Source organism: Hungatella sp. L36 (assembly GCF_014288035.1).
Genome location: NZ_JACOPC010000016.1, coordinates 47,995 through 63,310, shown reverse-complemented (window position 1 = coordinate 63,310; position 15,316 = coordinate 47,995). Strand labels below are relative to the sequence as shown.

Genomic DNA, 15,316 nt, shown 5'->3' with positions numbered 1-15,316 from the left:
CTTACTCCTTTAGCCTCTCCAGAGTGGAGTCCGACTCATATCCCAGATTCTCGTAATGTCTGCTTCTGACCGCGATATCGTCTTCCAGCTGGGCGCGTGCATACTGTATCACTTCCTCCGCGTATTCAATGGGAATCACCAGAACACCGTCGTCGTCTGCACAGATGATGTCTCCCGGCTTCACGGTAACACCGGCACATTCCACAGGTACGCCGATGGCGCCGCGCTCCACTCTGCCATAAGCATGAGTAAAGGTTCTTTTTGTGCAGAACACAGGTGCATTTTCCAGGTTCGCTTCATACGAATCCCGGCATCCGCCGTCAATAACGGCACCCTCTATTCCTTTTTCCATCATGGTCATGGCAATCTCCGACCCCCATACACCACCGCGCACGCCGGCCATGTCGATGCAGATTACCATATCGCCGGCATTCTCCTCCGTCACGGTATCCACGAAATTATAAATATTGTCACAGCCCTCTGCCAGTACTTTTCTCCATTCCTCCACGCTCGTACAGCGGGTCACCGCGCTCTGTCTCGGAAGAAGCCTGACCGTATGGGCATACCCCTTGAACTCGATGCCTGGCCGGATCGGCCGCATGCCTTCAGCCATTGTTCCCTTATCGACCAGCCCCATCGCATCCATACCATCAGACAGATCGGAACATCTATATTTTCTTATTTCTGTAATCAATTCCTTTTTCGTCATATCGGTTTCCTCTCCTTATCCTTTAACAGAACCGGCCGTCAGGCCTTCGATAAAATAGCGGTTAAATATCAGATATACAATAATCATGGGAATTAACGCGATGGATGATCCCGCCAGCATTAAATTCCAGGACGATGCCGCTTCTCCCGATCCCTTTAAGTTCATGATTCCCACGATCAGCGGCATACGGTCCGGATTCGACAGTGTAAACACCATGGGCATCAGATAATCATTCCAAGAATGGCGGAACTCCAGAATTGCTATCGTAGCAATCAGAGGCTTCAGCAGCGGAAAGATGATTCTGCGGTAAATACCAAAGAAGGAACAGCCATCCACCTTTGCCGACTCGTCTATCTCTCTCGAGATGGATCGGATGTAGGATCGGGTGATGAAAAGATTCGTCACATTTAACCCAAACACCCGGATTATGATGACACCCCATAAAGACTTGTTGATACCGAAAAACTTGGCGATCACAAAGGTCGGATAAAGAGTCAGGCTTCCCAGTGACACGAACATGGATGAAATAACCAGTCCAAATAAAAGATTCTTTCCGGGGAAATCTCCCCTCTCAAAAACGTATCCGGCGATCGTGCTGGTCACAATCGTACCGATAACAATAGTCCCCGACATAAACACGGAATTCACGGTATATTTCTCGAAATCCGCCAGATTCCACGCCTGAATATAGTTGTCCAGAACAAATTTCCTTGGAAATAAACGGTTGCCTTCGGTCAGCAGTTCCATATTTCCTTTAAATGAGCCCAGAATCGTATATAGAACAGGAAAAATAGAAATAATCAGGATTACCGTAAGGACCAGATAAACCAGTGCGGATGATATTATTTTTTTTCGTTTGCCTTCGCTCATATGTACACCCCTTTTCTGTCCCCTAATCAATGCTGTGGCCAATTTTATTGCTGCACTTCATGTATACGGCGGAAATACCGGCCAAAATCACACCCGTTACGAGAGCCATCGCCGAAGCGTACCCCACCTCTACAGTTCTTCCGTCATATCCAAAGAAATACTTGAACACGTACGTCATGACCACCTCGGTCTTGCCTGCAGGCTGGCCGTTGGTGGAAGCGAGGATCAGCTCGCTCATCTTTAAGCTTCCTACAATTGCCATTAAGAGTACTGCCTGGAAGGTCGGCCCTATCATCGGAAGCGTGATGTAAAAAAACTTTTTAAACGGAGTAATTCCGTCAATATCTGCACATTCATACAGCTCTATCGGAACACTCTGGAGCGCCATGAGGAAGAAAATCATGTTGATTCCGAAATTATTCCAGACAGAAGCCATTCCCAGAACCAGCATGGCGGTTCCCTTATGGCTGAACCAGCTGATCGGCTTTTGAATCCATCCGATACTCTGAAGCATGCCGTTGATAATTCCATTAAACGAGGCAAACATCAGCGAAAAGATGAGGCCGGTTATGGCTGTGCTGATGATCGCCGGAAGGAACAGGGCAACCCGGAACAGACCAGTAGCCTTCAGCCCCTTGTTTAACAGTACTGCCAGCAGAAGAGCCAGCGGGATTTCCACAGCCAGCTTCCCGAACGACAGGATAAAGACATTCACGATGGACTGCCAGAACGCAGGATCTCTTGTAAACACCCTGACGAAATTATCGAGACCGATCCAGGTTTCCCGAAAACCGTTTGACTGATAGAAGGAGTAGCGCAGTATATATACAATCGGTACATACGTAAATATTACAAATCCCAGCATCATTGGCGTCAGCATGGCGATTGCCTGAATGGAATCCCCCTTCAGCCTGCGTCTCTTTCCGGGAAGCTTCCCGTTTCTCTCTTTTCCCATTTTATCCACCCCTGTCTTATACCGGCAGCAGTCTGTTCTGCTGTTTTAATATGGTCTGCAGTTCCTTCACAGAGATCTCCGCCGGAGTCACCTGGTCCCTGACTGCAAGCGCCGCTGCCGTACCAGCCGCCTCTCCCGTCATCATGCAGAGTGATATCGCACGCACCCCGCTCTCAGCTACATGATCTGCGCTGATACACCGTCCTGCCGTCAACAGATTAGTGACGGATACAGGAAGCAGGCTCCCATACGGAACCTCAAACGTTCTCTTGTCCACGACCGGTTCATAGATATGGCCTTTGTAGCCTTTTCCTTCCACCCTGCCGTCTCCATCCATATATGCATCCGGTGCAAGCATGTCATAAAATCGCGGAAATACTGCTATCACATCATCGAAATGACGTTGGCTCTCCATATCCTCAATTGTCAGATAATACTTTCCCAGAATTCTTCTGCTGTCGCGGAAACCAATTTCCGGCGATATGGAGGCGACTTCGATTCCTTTCAGCTCCTCAAAATGCCCTTTTAAGTAGCGGTAGATATCCATGACATACTGTCTGCATTCCAGTTCCCCCTTTGTCAAATCCCCGGGATCCGTAGGATCCAGGCCATAGCAGCAGGAATAATTCACATAAGAGATCACTCCGCCCCCAGTCAGCCTTCCAAACGGCAGATCCTGACGTTTGCAGGGAAGTCCCGTCCTGCCGGCCCGGTAATCCTCTTTAAAGATCCGCCCGATTTCAGAGAGCCGGTCTCCATCCTGCAGCAAAGCATCCGTATCGGCGCCTGAAAGCCGCAGAGAAACGGTTCCCGGCTGGCATAGTCCGTCTTCCTTTCGTCCCTGCTCATATGGAATTCCCGCCGCAAAGGCCACATCACCATCGCCGGTGGTATCAATGTAGATATCAGCAGTTACTGCCATCGGGCCTTTCTTTGTCTGGATCAGAACGGCAGCAATCCGGTCCTTCTCCATGATCACTTCATTTACAAAGGAATGAAACAGGACTTCCACACCAGCTTCCTGCACAAACTCATCCAGGAACACCTTCAGATACTCGCTGCTGAAACACGTCTTATTGCATTCCCGCAGATTATCATTCCCATATTTCTCATAACACTTTTTTTCGATTTCCGCATAAATTCCCTCTGATTCGAAGCCCGTCCCCTTTAAGAAGTAGTTGCAGTTCTCGACGTAACACGCCGTTATATTGCCTCCAAGGTATGCCCGTTTTTCAAGAAGAAGCACCTTTTTTCCCTGACGTGAAGCTGATACGGCCGCTCCTACCCCCGCAGGACCGCCTCCAGCCACAACAATATCCACATGCTTCCAGACTTCCAGGGCCTGTTCTTTCCTGATTACCTTCATTTTTTAATCCCCCGTCTCCTGCATTTATAAGAGCCGCATCCTTAAATTTTCTGCAGTTTTAAGAATACGGCTCCTGTTCTCACAATCCTGGTATACTATTTACTTTTTTCCGGTGTTACCCCGTCCTTCAGTGCGTAAAGTGCCACTACTGTCTGATCTGCCTTCTGCAGGGCGTCATTGTAACGCTGATCGATATCTGCCATAATCGAATCCACATCATCGATTTCCGCATTGGACCAGATATTGGCAATGGCCTCTCTGTAAGTGGTGCCCTCCACTGTAATTAAGGTATCCGGAACCGGCGGCATAGCAAAGATTTCATCAAAATCAGCAAATGCCTCCCAGCCCTTTAACTCCGGCTTCTTTGACGCCATCTCGACTGCCTGGGTCCTTACCGGAATATACAGGCCGTTTTCATACATCTCGGCTGCGTTCTTGTCTGAATAGAAGAATTCCAGCACTTTCAGCACCTTTTCCGGATGCTCTTTGGCCTTTGTACCCACACATAAAAGGTTTGTTGGATTTCCGAAACGCTTATATGTAACCTGATCTTCGGTGAACTTCGGAATATTAATGACTTCCCAGTCACATACAGCCGGGAACTGAGTCGTGTAAACCGCACAGTCGAAACTGGCCGCACCGATCATACCGATATTACCTGCCGCAAACTGAGCCCTGATGCCATCACCGTCCAGCGTCTCAAATCCTGGGAACACACTTTCATCTGCTACCATCTGATCAATCGCCTTAATCATTGGATTAAATGCGGAATAGTCGAACTTCTTCGCATTCCAGTCATACCCATAGTGACCCACGTTCTGTCCTGCCGGCATGGTATAGAAGGAACTGATCGTCCAGAGCGTGCTGGAAAGTCCCAGGCCATACGCCTTTCCTTCCGAAGCCTCCGTGATCTTCGCTGCTACCTCCCTTACTTCATCCCAGGTCGTTGGATAGTCTGCTTCCGTGAGACCAGCCTTTGCAAATAACTCCTTGTTAATTACAAATCCATATGTAGTCAGGTTATAGGGCAGTGTGTACGTCTTGCCGTTAAATACATGGGACTGGTTCGCCACCAGATCCTTATACTGGTCCAGAAGCGCTTCGCTTCCCGGAAGCTCCTCGATTGGAACCAGAAAACCATTGTCCACGAAATCCTGCATCCACTTTGAATCCGAACGGAATAAGTCAGGAGCTTCTCCCGCCTGGGCGGCAATCTTGATCGTATCGGAGTACTTGTCCCCATAAACCTTGTAATCGATCTGAATTCCCAGCTCTTTTCCTTCTCCGTTGTTAAAATCTGCAATCTGTTTTTCTCTCAGTTCCTGCTCATGGGCATTATCAGACCATACGGTGATGGTATCCATCTCCACGGATTCTTTCTTTTCCTCCGTCTGAGCCGTTTTTGTACTCTCTGCCTTCCCCGCCTCGGTGCTGTTATTCTGCACCTCTGTTTTTCCGGAATTCCCACATCCGGCAAGTATCCCCGTAACCAATACTGTTCCTGCTAAAAGAGCTAAAATCTTCTTTTTCATGTTCTCCTCCTTCATGTACCAATCAATATTTTCCTCTTGCTTCCCCAATGCAACGTAATTTCTATACCCTCCTTCCGATTATTTATTTTTAATAATTGAATTCTACTTTTGTTAATCAAAATTATATATTATTTTCCAAAATAAGTCAAGATGGTTTACTATTTTTATTTTATTATTTAAAATCTTATTTCATTTATTGAAATTATTTTCCTCAAACCATTGACAATTCTATACACCGGCCGATATGATATACTCATAGCCCGATAAAGTATGGTATACTATGAGCACGAAGTAAGGTCTTTTACGAATATCGTGTTTATGGTATACTAATCTTCAAGAACAGAAACGGAGGCGGATCATGGAAGAGACAGAACATTCAAACCGCTTTGCAAAGGACAATCAATCGACTGACAAGGTATTAGCCATTATAGAACTGCTTTCCTGTAGCAAAGAGCCCATGAGACTTATTGATATCTCAAACCAGTTAAATTACAACACCAGCACGACTCTGCGTTTTTTAAATTCATTGGAACGCAACGGCTACGTCTACAAGGACCGTGAAACATTAAAATACCAGATGACATACAAGTTATGCGGTCTTGCCAGCCATATCAGCAACCGGACCGGCATTGTGGAAATCGCATCCGGTCCGATGAAACAGCTGTCTACTAATCTTGGTGAATGTGTCTGTCTGGCGGTGGAACAGGACTATACCGTGGTCTACGTTCACGTCGCAGACGGTCCCGGCCAGATGCTGCGGACCACCCAGCGGATCGGCAGTCAGGCCCCCATGCACTGCACCGGCGTCGGCAAGGTAATCCTCTCAGAATTCCCGGAATCCAGGATCGATGAGATGATACGGCTAAAAGGTCTTACCCGATACACCAGCAATACCCTGGTTACGAAGGAGATGCTCCTTAATGAACTGCAGCTAATCAGGAAAAGAGGGTACGGCTATGACAATGAAGAGTGTGAACTCGGCGCCCGCTGCATTGCCTTCCCATTGCGGGACTACAGCGGAAAGATTATCGCCGCCCTAAGTGTCACAGGACCACTTGGCCGCATGACGGATGATTTTATCAATTCCTGTTTCCGGACGATCCTGGAAACTGTACAGGATATTTCCTATCAGCTCGGATATCACGGCTAAGATACAAAAAAGAATCACCGGACTAAAAAATCCAGTGATTCTTTTTTGTTTTGTTAAAGCTTCAATTATCTTCTCTACTTCCTCTCCCCCGCCAGCCTCTTCATCTCCCTGGCGTTCTCTCTCACCGCTTCGGTGATCTTCGCACCTCCCAGCAGCCTTGCCAGCTCGTCCACCATCTCATCCGCCGCCAGCGGCCGGATCGTGGTGGTGGTCCGCCCGTCTGCGGCCGTCTTCGCGATCTCGTAATGCGCATCGGCCATGGCCGCGATCTGCGGTAAGTGGGTGATGCAGATAACCTGATGGTTCTTTGCGATGTAGGAGAGCTTCTCCGACACCATCTGCGCCGTTCTGCCGCTGATTCCCGTGTCGATCTCATCGAAGATCAGAGTGGGAATGTCGTCGGTGTCCGCGAGCACAGTCTTGATGGCCAGCATGATTCTCGACAGCTCGCCGCCGGAGGCCACCATGCCCAGAGGCTTTACGCTCTCTCCCGGGTTCGTGGAGATCATGAACTCCGCTTCGTCAAATCCGCCGGCGGTAAAGTGGCTTAAACGGCTGAATTCCATGGAAAACTCCACATCGATGAAATTCAAGTCCGTGAGCCCGGCTTTGATCTTCGCCGTCAGCTCCTTCGCCGCAGCCTTTCTCATCTCGGACAGCTGCCCGCAGAGCACCTCCAGCCTGCTCTCCGTCTCTTCCAGCTCCTGCTCCGTCCTCTGCTTTAAGGCATCGTAATCTTCCAGCTCTTCCAGACGCTTTCTCTTATTCTCTAAATTCTCCTGAATCTGCTCCGCCGTCTTCCCGTACTTCGCCTCCAGATTGTGAATCACATCCAGCCGCTCCTCCAGCTCCCGGTATTCCTCCTCATCGAAGGACATGTCCTCCATATACGATGAAATCTCGTGGCTGATATCGCTCAAAATCGCGTCGGCGTCAAACAGCTGATCCCGGATCGCCCCCAGCTTCTCATCGAAGGAGGCCACATGCTCCACCTCTTTTAAGGCGTAATCCAGCGTATCGGTATTCACCGCCTCATAGGCGGCCGACAGGCTCTCCGCAATCCTTCTGGCGTTGGTAAACAGGCGGTAGCGGGCCGTCAGCTCCTCTTCCTCCCCGTCTTTTACGTTCGCCCCCTCGATCTCATCAATCTCGAACCGCAGAAAATCCATCTCCCGCAGGCGGGATTCCTCATCCATGTGAAACGAAGCCACCCGATCCTTAAGCCCGGTATAGGTTCGGTACAGGCCGGCAATATTCTGTTTTAGGTCGTATGATTTTCGCTCGTGGTATTTATCCAGAATTTCCAGATGCTTGTGCTTGTACAGCAGAGACTGATGTTCATGCTGACCATGAATATCGATTAGAAGACCGGTAATCGTCTTAAGCTTTCCGACAGTCACCGTTTCATCGTTGATCTTGCAGAGGCTGCGCGCGGGCATAATTTTCCGGGAAATGATCACGGTTCCGCCCTCATCCGGGCAGACGTCCATCTCCTTCAATACGCGCACCTTGTCCGGCTCCGTTACGGTAAATAAGAGTTCCACATAGGCATACTCCGTGCCCCTGCGGATAATGTCCTTCGGCACCTTACCGCCCAGCGCCATGGTGACTGAGCCGATGATAATCGACTTTCCAGCCCCCGTCTCACCCGTTAAAATGTTAAGCCCCTCCCCGAATTCGATATCTGCCTTTTCGATCAGGGCCAGGTTCTTCACATGTAATTCTGAAAGCATGGCACGCCTCCTTTATCCTGCGATGAGTTTTTTCAGTTTGTCCATCACCAGAATGGTATCGTCCGCGCTGCGCACTGCGCACATGATCGTATCATCCCCGGCAATACAGCCTACGATTTCATTAAAATGAAGAGCGTCCAGGGCAGCCGCCACGGCCATGGCCATGCCCGAAACAGTCTTGATGACGAGAATGTTCTGCGCCATGTCCATGGACATGTACCCGTCACGCAGAATTCTGATGTACTTGTCAGAAAAGGAGCTCTGATTCTGAAGCACCATGTACCGCTGCTTTCCGGACTCCGACTGAACCTTTGTCAGCTTCAGCTCCCTGATATCTCTCGATACCGTCGCCTGAGTCACGGCAAATCCGGCCTGGTTTAAGTATTCCGCCAGTTCCTCCTGGGTCTCAATCTCATATTTCCCGATGAGTTCCACAATTTTGCTGTGTCTTTCCAGTTTCATAATGTGCCCTCCTATATGCCAGCCATTTTATTGCGCAGGTTGTCAAGAAATGATACATCTTTTAATTTTATAAGAACGGTCTTCGTCTCCGACCGGTGTATCTCGATGTAATCCCCGGAATGCAGCTCCGCGGCCGTGTCCCCATCGTAGACGGCAGCCTGGCTTGTTCCCGGGTCGCCCAGTATTTCAATCCGTATCCGCGCGTCAGCGGACATGACGATGCTCCTGGCATTTAATGCGTGGGAACAGATGGGCGTTAAGACCATCAGAGTGGAATCCGGAACTATGATCGGTCCCCCGGCCGACAGATTGTACGCGGTAGATCCCGTGGGGGTGGCTGCGATCAGCCCATCCGCCCGGTATTCATTTAAGAATTCATGGTTGACATAAACCCGAAAATGAAGCATTTTCAGCCGTTCGTTTCTCGTAATTACGATCTCGTTCAGCGCGATATCCTCATACAGACGGCCTGTACTGCTGTAGGCCCGTCCGTTTAACATCATCCGTTCTTCCACTTGATACTCGTCTGCCAGAAGGGCATCCAGAGCCGTATCGATCTCCTCAGTCCTGGAAATCTGCGTTAAGTACCCCAGGGTGCCGCGGTTGATTCCCAGCATGGGAATATTTCTGCCCGCCAAGTCCCTGGCCGCCTGAATCAGGGTTCCGTCTCCGCCAAGAGTGATGATGCATTCCGTCTCCGGCGGCACCATGGAAGCGTCCGTATAATGGTAATCCCCGCCCCGTCTGCCGTCCCCCTTCCCGATCAGACAGGAAGCGCCATGACTGGTCAGATAATCGCGGATCACCTGCGCCGTCTCCTTCGCCCCCTGTTTCTCGGGATTCATGATGATAAAGAACTCTTTCATAACCTCTCCTTATTTTCCCTCGCTCAGTTCCTGATGCGCGGCTTCCACAATTTCCTTCGGCGCCACCGGCACGTCGGGAAAATGCACTCCTTCCGGATGGTTCTTCAAATAAAGGAGATATTCAATATTGCCCTCCGGCCCCTTGATCGGAGAGTATTCTAAATGAAGCACCTCGAAGCCAATGGAAACCGCGTAGGCGATCACCATCTCAATCACTTCCAGATGCACGCTCTTCTCACGTACCACCCCTTTTTTCCCAACCTTCTCACGGCCTGCTTCAAACTGCGGCTTAATTAGGCAGACGATCTCGCCGTCGTCCTTCAAAAGCTTCTTCACAGGCTCCAGCACCTTCGTCAGAGAGATAAAGGACACGTCGATGGATGAGAAATCGATCTTTTCCGGGATCTCGTCCGGCGTCACGTAGCGGATATTCGTCTTTTCCATGCAGACTACCCGCTCGTCGTTCCGAAGCTTCCAGGCCAGCTGGCCGTGTCCGACGTCCACGGCATAGACCCTTACAGCCCCGTTCTGAAGCATGCAGTCGGTAAATCCACCGGTGGAAGAGCCTACGTCCATACAGGTCTTTCCCTCCAGCATGACGCCGAAATGGCTCATGGCCTTCTCCAGCTTGAGTCCTCCGCGGCTCACATATTTTAAAGTATGGCCCCGCACTTCAATATTCGCGGACTCATCGAAGGTGGTTCCCGCCTTATCTTCCTTCTGGCCTTCCACATAGACGATGCCGGACATGATCACAGCCTTCGCCTTCTCCCTGGATTCCGCTAAATTCCGTTTCACTAAAAGCACATCTAATCGTTCTTTCATGCCTTCTTTTCCTCTGTATTGATAGTCTTCCATTCCATATTCTGACGCTCGGTATCGAGATATTCCTTCTTCATCCTCCAGATCACGGAATCACTGTCGATGCCCAGACCTTTTCTCAGAAGCGATACATTGCCGTGCTCCACATAGCCGTCCGGAATGGCGATATTCATCACCTTCACGTGCGGATAGTGCTCGTGGATATACCGAGTGACCATGAGGCCGTAGCCGCCCTGAAGGACATTCTCCTCCATGGTGACGATCAGCCAGTGGTTTTTCGCAAGGCGGTCCACCAGCTCCTCGTCAAACGGCTTGACAAACCGGCCGTTGGCCAGCGTACAACTCCAGCCCTCTGACTTTAGCTTCTCCCGGACGTGCTCTCCCGTACTCACCATGCTGCCCACGGCCAGAAGGGCAATGTCCTTTTCCTCGTACAGCATCTCGCCCCTGCCGTATTCGACAGGCGCGTTAAATTCCTTCAAGCCTCTGTAGGCCTCTCCCCTCGGATAGCGAATGGCAAACGGCCCACCGAAGGACACGGCAAATTCCAGTCCCGCCTTCAGCTCCCATAGATTCTTCGGGGCGAAGATGCTCATGTTCGGGATTGCCGATAAGAAGGATAAATCAAAGATTCCCTGATGGGTCTCGCCGTCGCTGCCGACCAGTCCGGCACGGTCCACGGCAAATACCACCGGCAGATTCTGGATACAGACATCATGCAGAATCTGATCGAAGCCTCTCTGTAAAAAGGATGAGTAGACCGCCACCACCGGCTTCAAACCGCCGGCGGCCATCCCAGCCGCGGAAGTCACCGCGTGCTCCTCCGCGATTCCGACATCGAAGAACCGGTCCGGATAGAGACGGCTGAAGCGCTTGAGTCCGGTTCCGTCCGGCATCGCTGCCGTCACCGCCGTGATCTTTGGGTCCTTTTCCGCCAGCTGGCAGATCGTCTTGGAAAATACGTCCGTATAGCTGGGATTCTTTTTCTCTTTTTTCGATTCCCCTGTGAGCACGTCAAATGGTTCCACACCATGGAATCTGGACGGATTCTTTTCCGCAGGCTCATAGCCTTTTCCCTTTTTCGTGATAACATGGACGAGAACCGCGTGGTCCAGCTTCTTCGCCTCTTTGAGCGCTCTGGCCAGGGCCTTGACATCATGGCCATCCACCGGTCCCAGATACGTGATTCCCATGTTTTCGAACAGCATTCCCGGAATCAGGAGCTGCTTGATGCCGTTTTTCGTACGGCTGATCTTGTCAATCAGTTCATCTCCGATTACCGGGATTCTGGAAAGGACATTTGTCACATATTTCTTCAGATCCAGGTATCCGTCGCCAGTCCGGATTCCGTTTAAATACCGGGACATTCCCCCGACATTCTCGGAAATGGACATGTTGTTGTCATTTAATATAATGATGAAATTCTTCTTCATGCGGGCAGCGTTATTCAGCGCCTCGTAGGCCATACCGCCGGTTAATGCACCGTCGCCGATCACAGACACGACGAAATGGTCCTGTCCGGAAACATCCCTGGCCTGTGCAAGACCGAGTCCTGCCGAAATAGAAGTAGAACTGTGACCTGTATCAAAGGCGTCGCAGGGGCTCTCCTTCCGTTTCGGGAAGCCGCTCATCCCGCCGTACTGCCGCAAATCGTCAAACTCACCCTTTCTGCCGCTTAAGATCTTATGGGTGTACGACTGGTGTCCCACATCCCAGATGATCTTATCCTTCGGCAGATCAAACACGAGATAAATAGCCATGGTCAGCTCCACGACTCCCAGATTGGAAGCCAGGTGGCCTCCGGTCCTGCTGATCTTTCCGATCAAAAAGTCCCGTATCTCCTGTCTCAGTATATCCAGTTCTTTCCCCGTCAGTTTCTTGATATCCTCCGGGCCATTGATTAATTCCAGTATCATAATTTAACCAGATCCTTTTACTTTTCCCGGCTCACCAGCATGTGGATCAATGCCTCCAGGAATTCGTTTTCCCCTGGCAGCTCATGAAGAATTCGGACAGCGTCGTCGGAAATCCGGGCCACGTCCTTTTTTGCCTTCTCGAGCCCCTCCAGGGTCACATAAGTGGTTTTATTGTTCTTTTCATCGCTGAGTACCGGCTTTCCCAGCACTTCCATGCTGCTGGTCACATCCAGGATATCGTCCTGAATCTGAAATGCAACGCCGATGGCCGCGGCCATCTGTTCCACCAGCCGGGTCTCCTCCTCGTCAGCGCCGCCAAGCAGCGCGCCGATCATCATGGATGCCTCTAAGAGAGCCCCTGTCTTCAAATGGTAGATGAAGTCCAGTTTTTCATGGGGAATGGGTTTATTGGTCAGCTCCACATCCACAGTCTGCCCACCTATCATGCCATAGATTCCTGTTTTCTGCGCCAAAATTCCGATGCAGCGGCCCACGACCGCCGGATCCTCCGTCATGGCAAATGCCTTTGCCGCAGTCTCCACCGCGTAAATGAGCAGGCTGTCGCCAGCAAGAACCGCCATGTCGTATCCGTACTTCACCCATGTGGTCGGAAGCCCTCTCCGGAGTTCGTCGTTATCCATGCAGGGAAGATCGTCGTGAATCAGGGATGAGGTATGGATCATCTCGATGGCCGCCATAAACGGTTCGACCACCTCCTGGCTGCCGCCAAACAACCGGTATGTCTCCTCCATCAGCATGGGGCGCAGCCTCTTGCCGCCGGCGCGCACGCTGTAATTCATGGCATCGAGAACGGTCTTCTGGTATCCGTCCGCGGCCGGCAGATAACGCTCCACCACCGCTTCCACTTCCCTCGTTCTGGTCTCCAGCATCTCATTAAAGTTCATGACTTTCACCATCTTCCTCCAGGACAATAATCTGTTTCTCTACCTTGTCTATCTTTTCATTGCAGGATTTCACAAGCTTCATTCCTGCCTCATAATATTTAAAAGATTCCTCCAGAGAGCTTTCGCCGCTTTCCAGCTTACGAATAATCTCCTCCAGCTCCTGAAAGGTCTCCTCAACACTTTTCTCTTTCTTTGCAGCCATTCGCATCTGCCTCCTTACTGTCCGCTGTCTTCTGTCATCTGGCCCCAAGCTCCGCAGCAGCAGTGCCGGAAACCACAGCATCGATCCGTCCATCGCGGATTCTCATCTGAATAAGATCTCCTTTTTTCACCTGTTCCACCGACTCGATCCGTCGGTTCTTATCATTGGTCAAAAAGCCGTAGCCGCCGCCGATCTTCTTGAGGGGAGACAGTCCATCCAGCCTGCTGCTCATAAGCTCCAGGCGATGCCTGTCCCTTACCGCCTGCTTTTCGATGAGCTGCCTTAAGCGGCTTTCCGCCTCCACGGCACGGTTCCTGTCTGTCACAATCTGGGAAGCCATCCTGTTTTTCAGCTTTTCTTCCAGATCAGCCGCCCGCTGCCTGTTTTCCCTCACCTGACGGCGCGGGTCAAAAAGTTGAAAACGGAGCCTGAACTGCTCCGTCTGATAGCGGTAACGTTCTAATTTTCTGGCCACGGATTTCCCCAGGGCATCCCGGTATAGTTCCACCTGGCCTTCGAACTGGCTGTAATCGAACACCGCCAGTTCCGCCGCCGCGGACGGTGTCGGCGCTCTCATATCCGCCACATAATCTGCGATCGTCACATCGGTCTCATGTCCCACCGCCGAGATCACAGGCGTCTTACAGGCAAAGATGGCACGCGCCACGATTTCCTCATTAAACGCCCACAAATCCTCGATGGAGCCGCCGCCTCTTCCCACGATGATGACATCCAGTCCCAGGCGGTCCAGCGTCTCGATTCCCTTTACAATGCTGAATTTTGCGTTCTCGCCCTGAACAAGGGCCGGATAGAGATAGAGCTGAACATACGGATTCCTTCGTGCGGAAATGTTCATAATGTCCCGGATCGCCGCGCCTGTCGGGGCTGTTATGATCCCGACCGTCCTGGCGTAGCGCGGGATGGGCTGCTTGTACTCCGGGGAAAACATCCCCATCTCCTCAAGCTCGTCCCTCAGCTTCTGGAACCGTTCGAATAAATCTCCGACACCCTCCTTTGTGATCTCCTGAGCGTAAAGCTGGTAACGGCCATCCCGCTCATAGACCTCGACGCTGCCCTTCGCAATCACCTTCTGGCCTTCCTCCAGCTTAAACGTAAGACCTTTCCGCTGACCGGCAAACATCACACACGCAATCGCCGCGCCTCTGTCCTTCAGGGTAAAATAAATATGGCCGGACGTATGATACTTACAGTTGGACACCTCGCCCTTAATGGATATGCGGTTCAATGCAAAATCCTGGGCAAACATATTCTTAATATAAGCATTGACCTGTGAAACGGAATATACACTCGCCATAGGCCATTACACCAGTTTCGCCAGAACTCCGTTGATAAACGCCGGGGATTCATTCCCGCCGAACCGTTTCGCCAGTTCTACCGCCTCATTGATCGCTACCTTTTCCGGTACCTCTTCGTCGTATAAAATCTCATATAACGCAAGGCGCAGAATCGCCAGCTCCGCCTTGCCCATTCTCTTCGTCTTCCATCCTTCGGCCACAGCATCGATCTTCTCATCCAGCTCCGGAATCTTCCGCATAACGGCTTCCGTCTTGGCTTTTAAATAGCTTTCATCTTCCGGACTCATCTCCACATCATGAAGAATCTCATCTACCCCTTCCGGAGTCGTCTCATCTTCCTTCGGCTCGTCAAAATACCGGTCTATCTGCTCCTCTTTTTCTTCTGCCGGATAGAAATCGGCACAGAAAAGCATCTTAAAGCAGTGTTCACGCAGTTTACTCCTGGTCATGGTTTGTGGTCCTCCTGTATGGTAATTCATTGAATTTATAATGATTCATTACTTAGCATATTG

The 15,316-nt window shown here is 50.8% G+C and carries 15 protein-coding genes; 1 reads left to right on the top strand and 14 read right to left on the bottom strand.

The window, feature by feature from the left end:
* Position 1: 1 nt before the first annotated feature.
* The 5 genes from H8S80_RS27545 to H8S80_RS27525 all read right to left on the bottom strand — a co-directional run bounded on the left by H8S80_RS27545 (position 2) and on the right by H8S80_RS27525 (position 5,432).
* Positions 2 to 709, bottom strand: coding sequence for an RraA family protein (locus H8S80_RS27545; RefSeq protein ID WP_117620987.1), 708 nt, complete (start codon positions 707 to 709; stop codon positions 2 to 4).
* A gap of 15 nt (positions 710 to 724) precedes the next feature.
* Positions 725 to 1,579, bottom strand: coding sequence for a carbohydrate ABC transporter permease (locus H8S80_RS27540; RefSeq protein ID WP_117620988.1), 855 nt, complete (start codon positions 1,577 to 1,579; stop codon positions 725 to 727).
* 22 nt (positions 1,580 to 1,601) lie between these two features.
* On the bottom strand, positions 1,602 to 2,534 hold the full coding sequence (locus H8S80_RS27535; RefSeq protein WP_117620989.1) for a carbohydrate ABC transporter permease: 933 nt from the start codon (positions 2,532 to 2,534) through the stop codon (positions 1,602 to 1,604).
* Positions 2,535 to 2,550: 16 nt separating this feature from the next.
* On the bottom strand, positions 2,551 to 3,900 hold the full coding sequence (locus tag H8S80_RS27530; RefSeq protein WP_117620990.1) for an FAD-dependent oxidoreductase: 1,350 nt from the start codon (positions 3,898 to 3,900) through the stop codon (positions 2,551 to 2,553).
* A gap of 95 nt (positions 3,901 to 3,995) precedes the next feature.
* Positions 3,996 to 5,432, bottom strand: coding sequence for an ABC transporter substrate-binding protein (locus H8S80_RS27525; RefSeq protein WP_181987894.1), 1,437 nt, complete (start codon positions 5,430 to 5,432; stop codon positions 3,996 to 3,998).
* Between the two features lie 358 nt (positions 5,433 to 5,790).
* Here H8S80_RS27525 and H8S80_RS27520 point away from each other — a divergent pair, with 358 nt between their 5' ends.
* Positions 5,791 to 6,582: an IclR family transcriptional regulator gene (locus tag H8S80_RS27520; RefSeq protein ID WP_055656498.1), complete on the top strand. Its 792-nt coding sequence runs from the start codon at positions 5,791 to 5,793 to the stop codon at positions 6,580 to 6,582.
* Between the two features lie 74 nt (positions 6,583 to 6,656).
* Here the strand turns inward: H8S80_RS27520 and recN are convergent, their stop codons facing one another.
* The 9 genes from recN to nusB are packed head-to-tail and all read right to left on the bottom strand — an operon-like array spanning position 6,657 to position 15,253.
* A complete protein-coding gene (recN, locus tag H8S80_RS27515) occupies positions 6,657 to 8,315 on the bottom strand; it encodes a DNA repair protein RecN (protein WP_117620992.1) in 1,659 nt (552 codons plus the stop codon).
* A 12-nt stretch (positions 8,316 to 8,327) separates the two neighbouring features.
* Complete coding sequence (gene argR, locus H8S80_RS27510) at positions 8,328 to 8,777, bottom strand: arginine repressor (RefSeq protein WP_002601000.1); 450 nt, start codon at positions 8,775 to 8,777, stop codon at positions 8,328 to 8,330.
* 11 nt (positions 8,778 to 8,788) lie between these two features.
* Complete coding sequence (locus H8S80_RS27505) at positions 8,789 to 9,643, bottom strand: NAD(+)/NADH kinase (protein ID WP_117620993.1); 855 nt, start codon at positions 9,641 to 9,643, stop codon at positions 8,789 to 8,791.
* A 9-nt stretch (positions 9,644 to 9,652) separates the two neighbouring features.
* A complete protein-coding gene (locus H8S80_RS27500; RefSeq protein WP_117620994.1) occupies positions 9,653 to 10,468 on the bottom strand; it encodes a TlyA family RNA methyltransferase in 816 nt (271 codons plus the stop codon).
* Positions 10,465 to 12,381 carry a 1-deoxy-D-xylulose-5-phosphate synthase gene (gene dxs / locus H8S80_RS27495; RefSeq protein ID WP_002601003.1) on the bottom strand — a complete coding sequence of 639 codons (1,917 nt, stop codon included), beginning with the start codon at positions 12,379 to 12,381 and terminating at the stop codon, positions 10,465 to 10,467. The genes H8S80_RS27500 and dxs overlap by 4 nt, the downstream gene beginning before the upstream one ends.
* Positions 12,382 to 12,398: 17 nt before the next feature.
* Positions 12,399 to 13,286, bottom strand: a complete 888-nt coding sequence (locus tag H8S80_RS27490) for a polyprenyl synthetase family protein (RefSeq protein WP_029465539.1) — start codon at positions 13,284 to 13,286, stop codon at positions 12,399 to 12,401.
* Positions 13,276 to 13,488 carry an exodeoxyribonuclease VII small subunit gene (gene xseB, locus H8S80_RS27485; protein ID WP_002601005.1) on the bottom strand — a complete coding sequence of 71 codons (213 nt, stop codon included), beginning with the start codon at positions 13,486 to 13,488 and terminating at the stop codon, positions 13,276 to 13,278. The genes H8S80_RS27490 and xseB overlap by 11 nt, the downstream gene beginning before the upstream one ends.
* Positions 13,489 to 13,522: 34 nt before the next feature.
* Positions 13,523 to 14,803, bottom strand: coding sequence for an exodeoxyribonuclease VII large subunit (gene xseA, locus H8S80_RS27480; RefSeq protein WP_055656512.1), 1,281 nt, complete (start codon positions 14,801 to 14,803; stop codon positions 13,523 to 13,525).
* A 6-nt stretch (positions 14,804 to 14,809) separates the two neighbouring features.
* Positions 14,810 to 15,253, bottom strand: coding sequence for a transcription antitermination factor NusB (gene nusB, locus H8S80_RS27475; RefSeq protein ID WP_117620995.1), 444 nt, complete (start codon positions 15,251 to 15,253; stop codon positions 14,810 to 14,812).
* Positions 15,254 to 15,316: the final 63 nt, after the last annotated feature.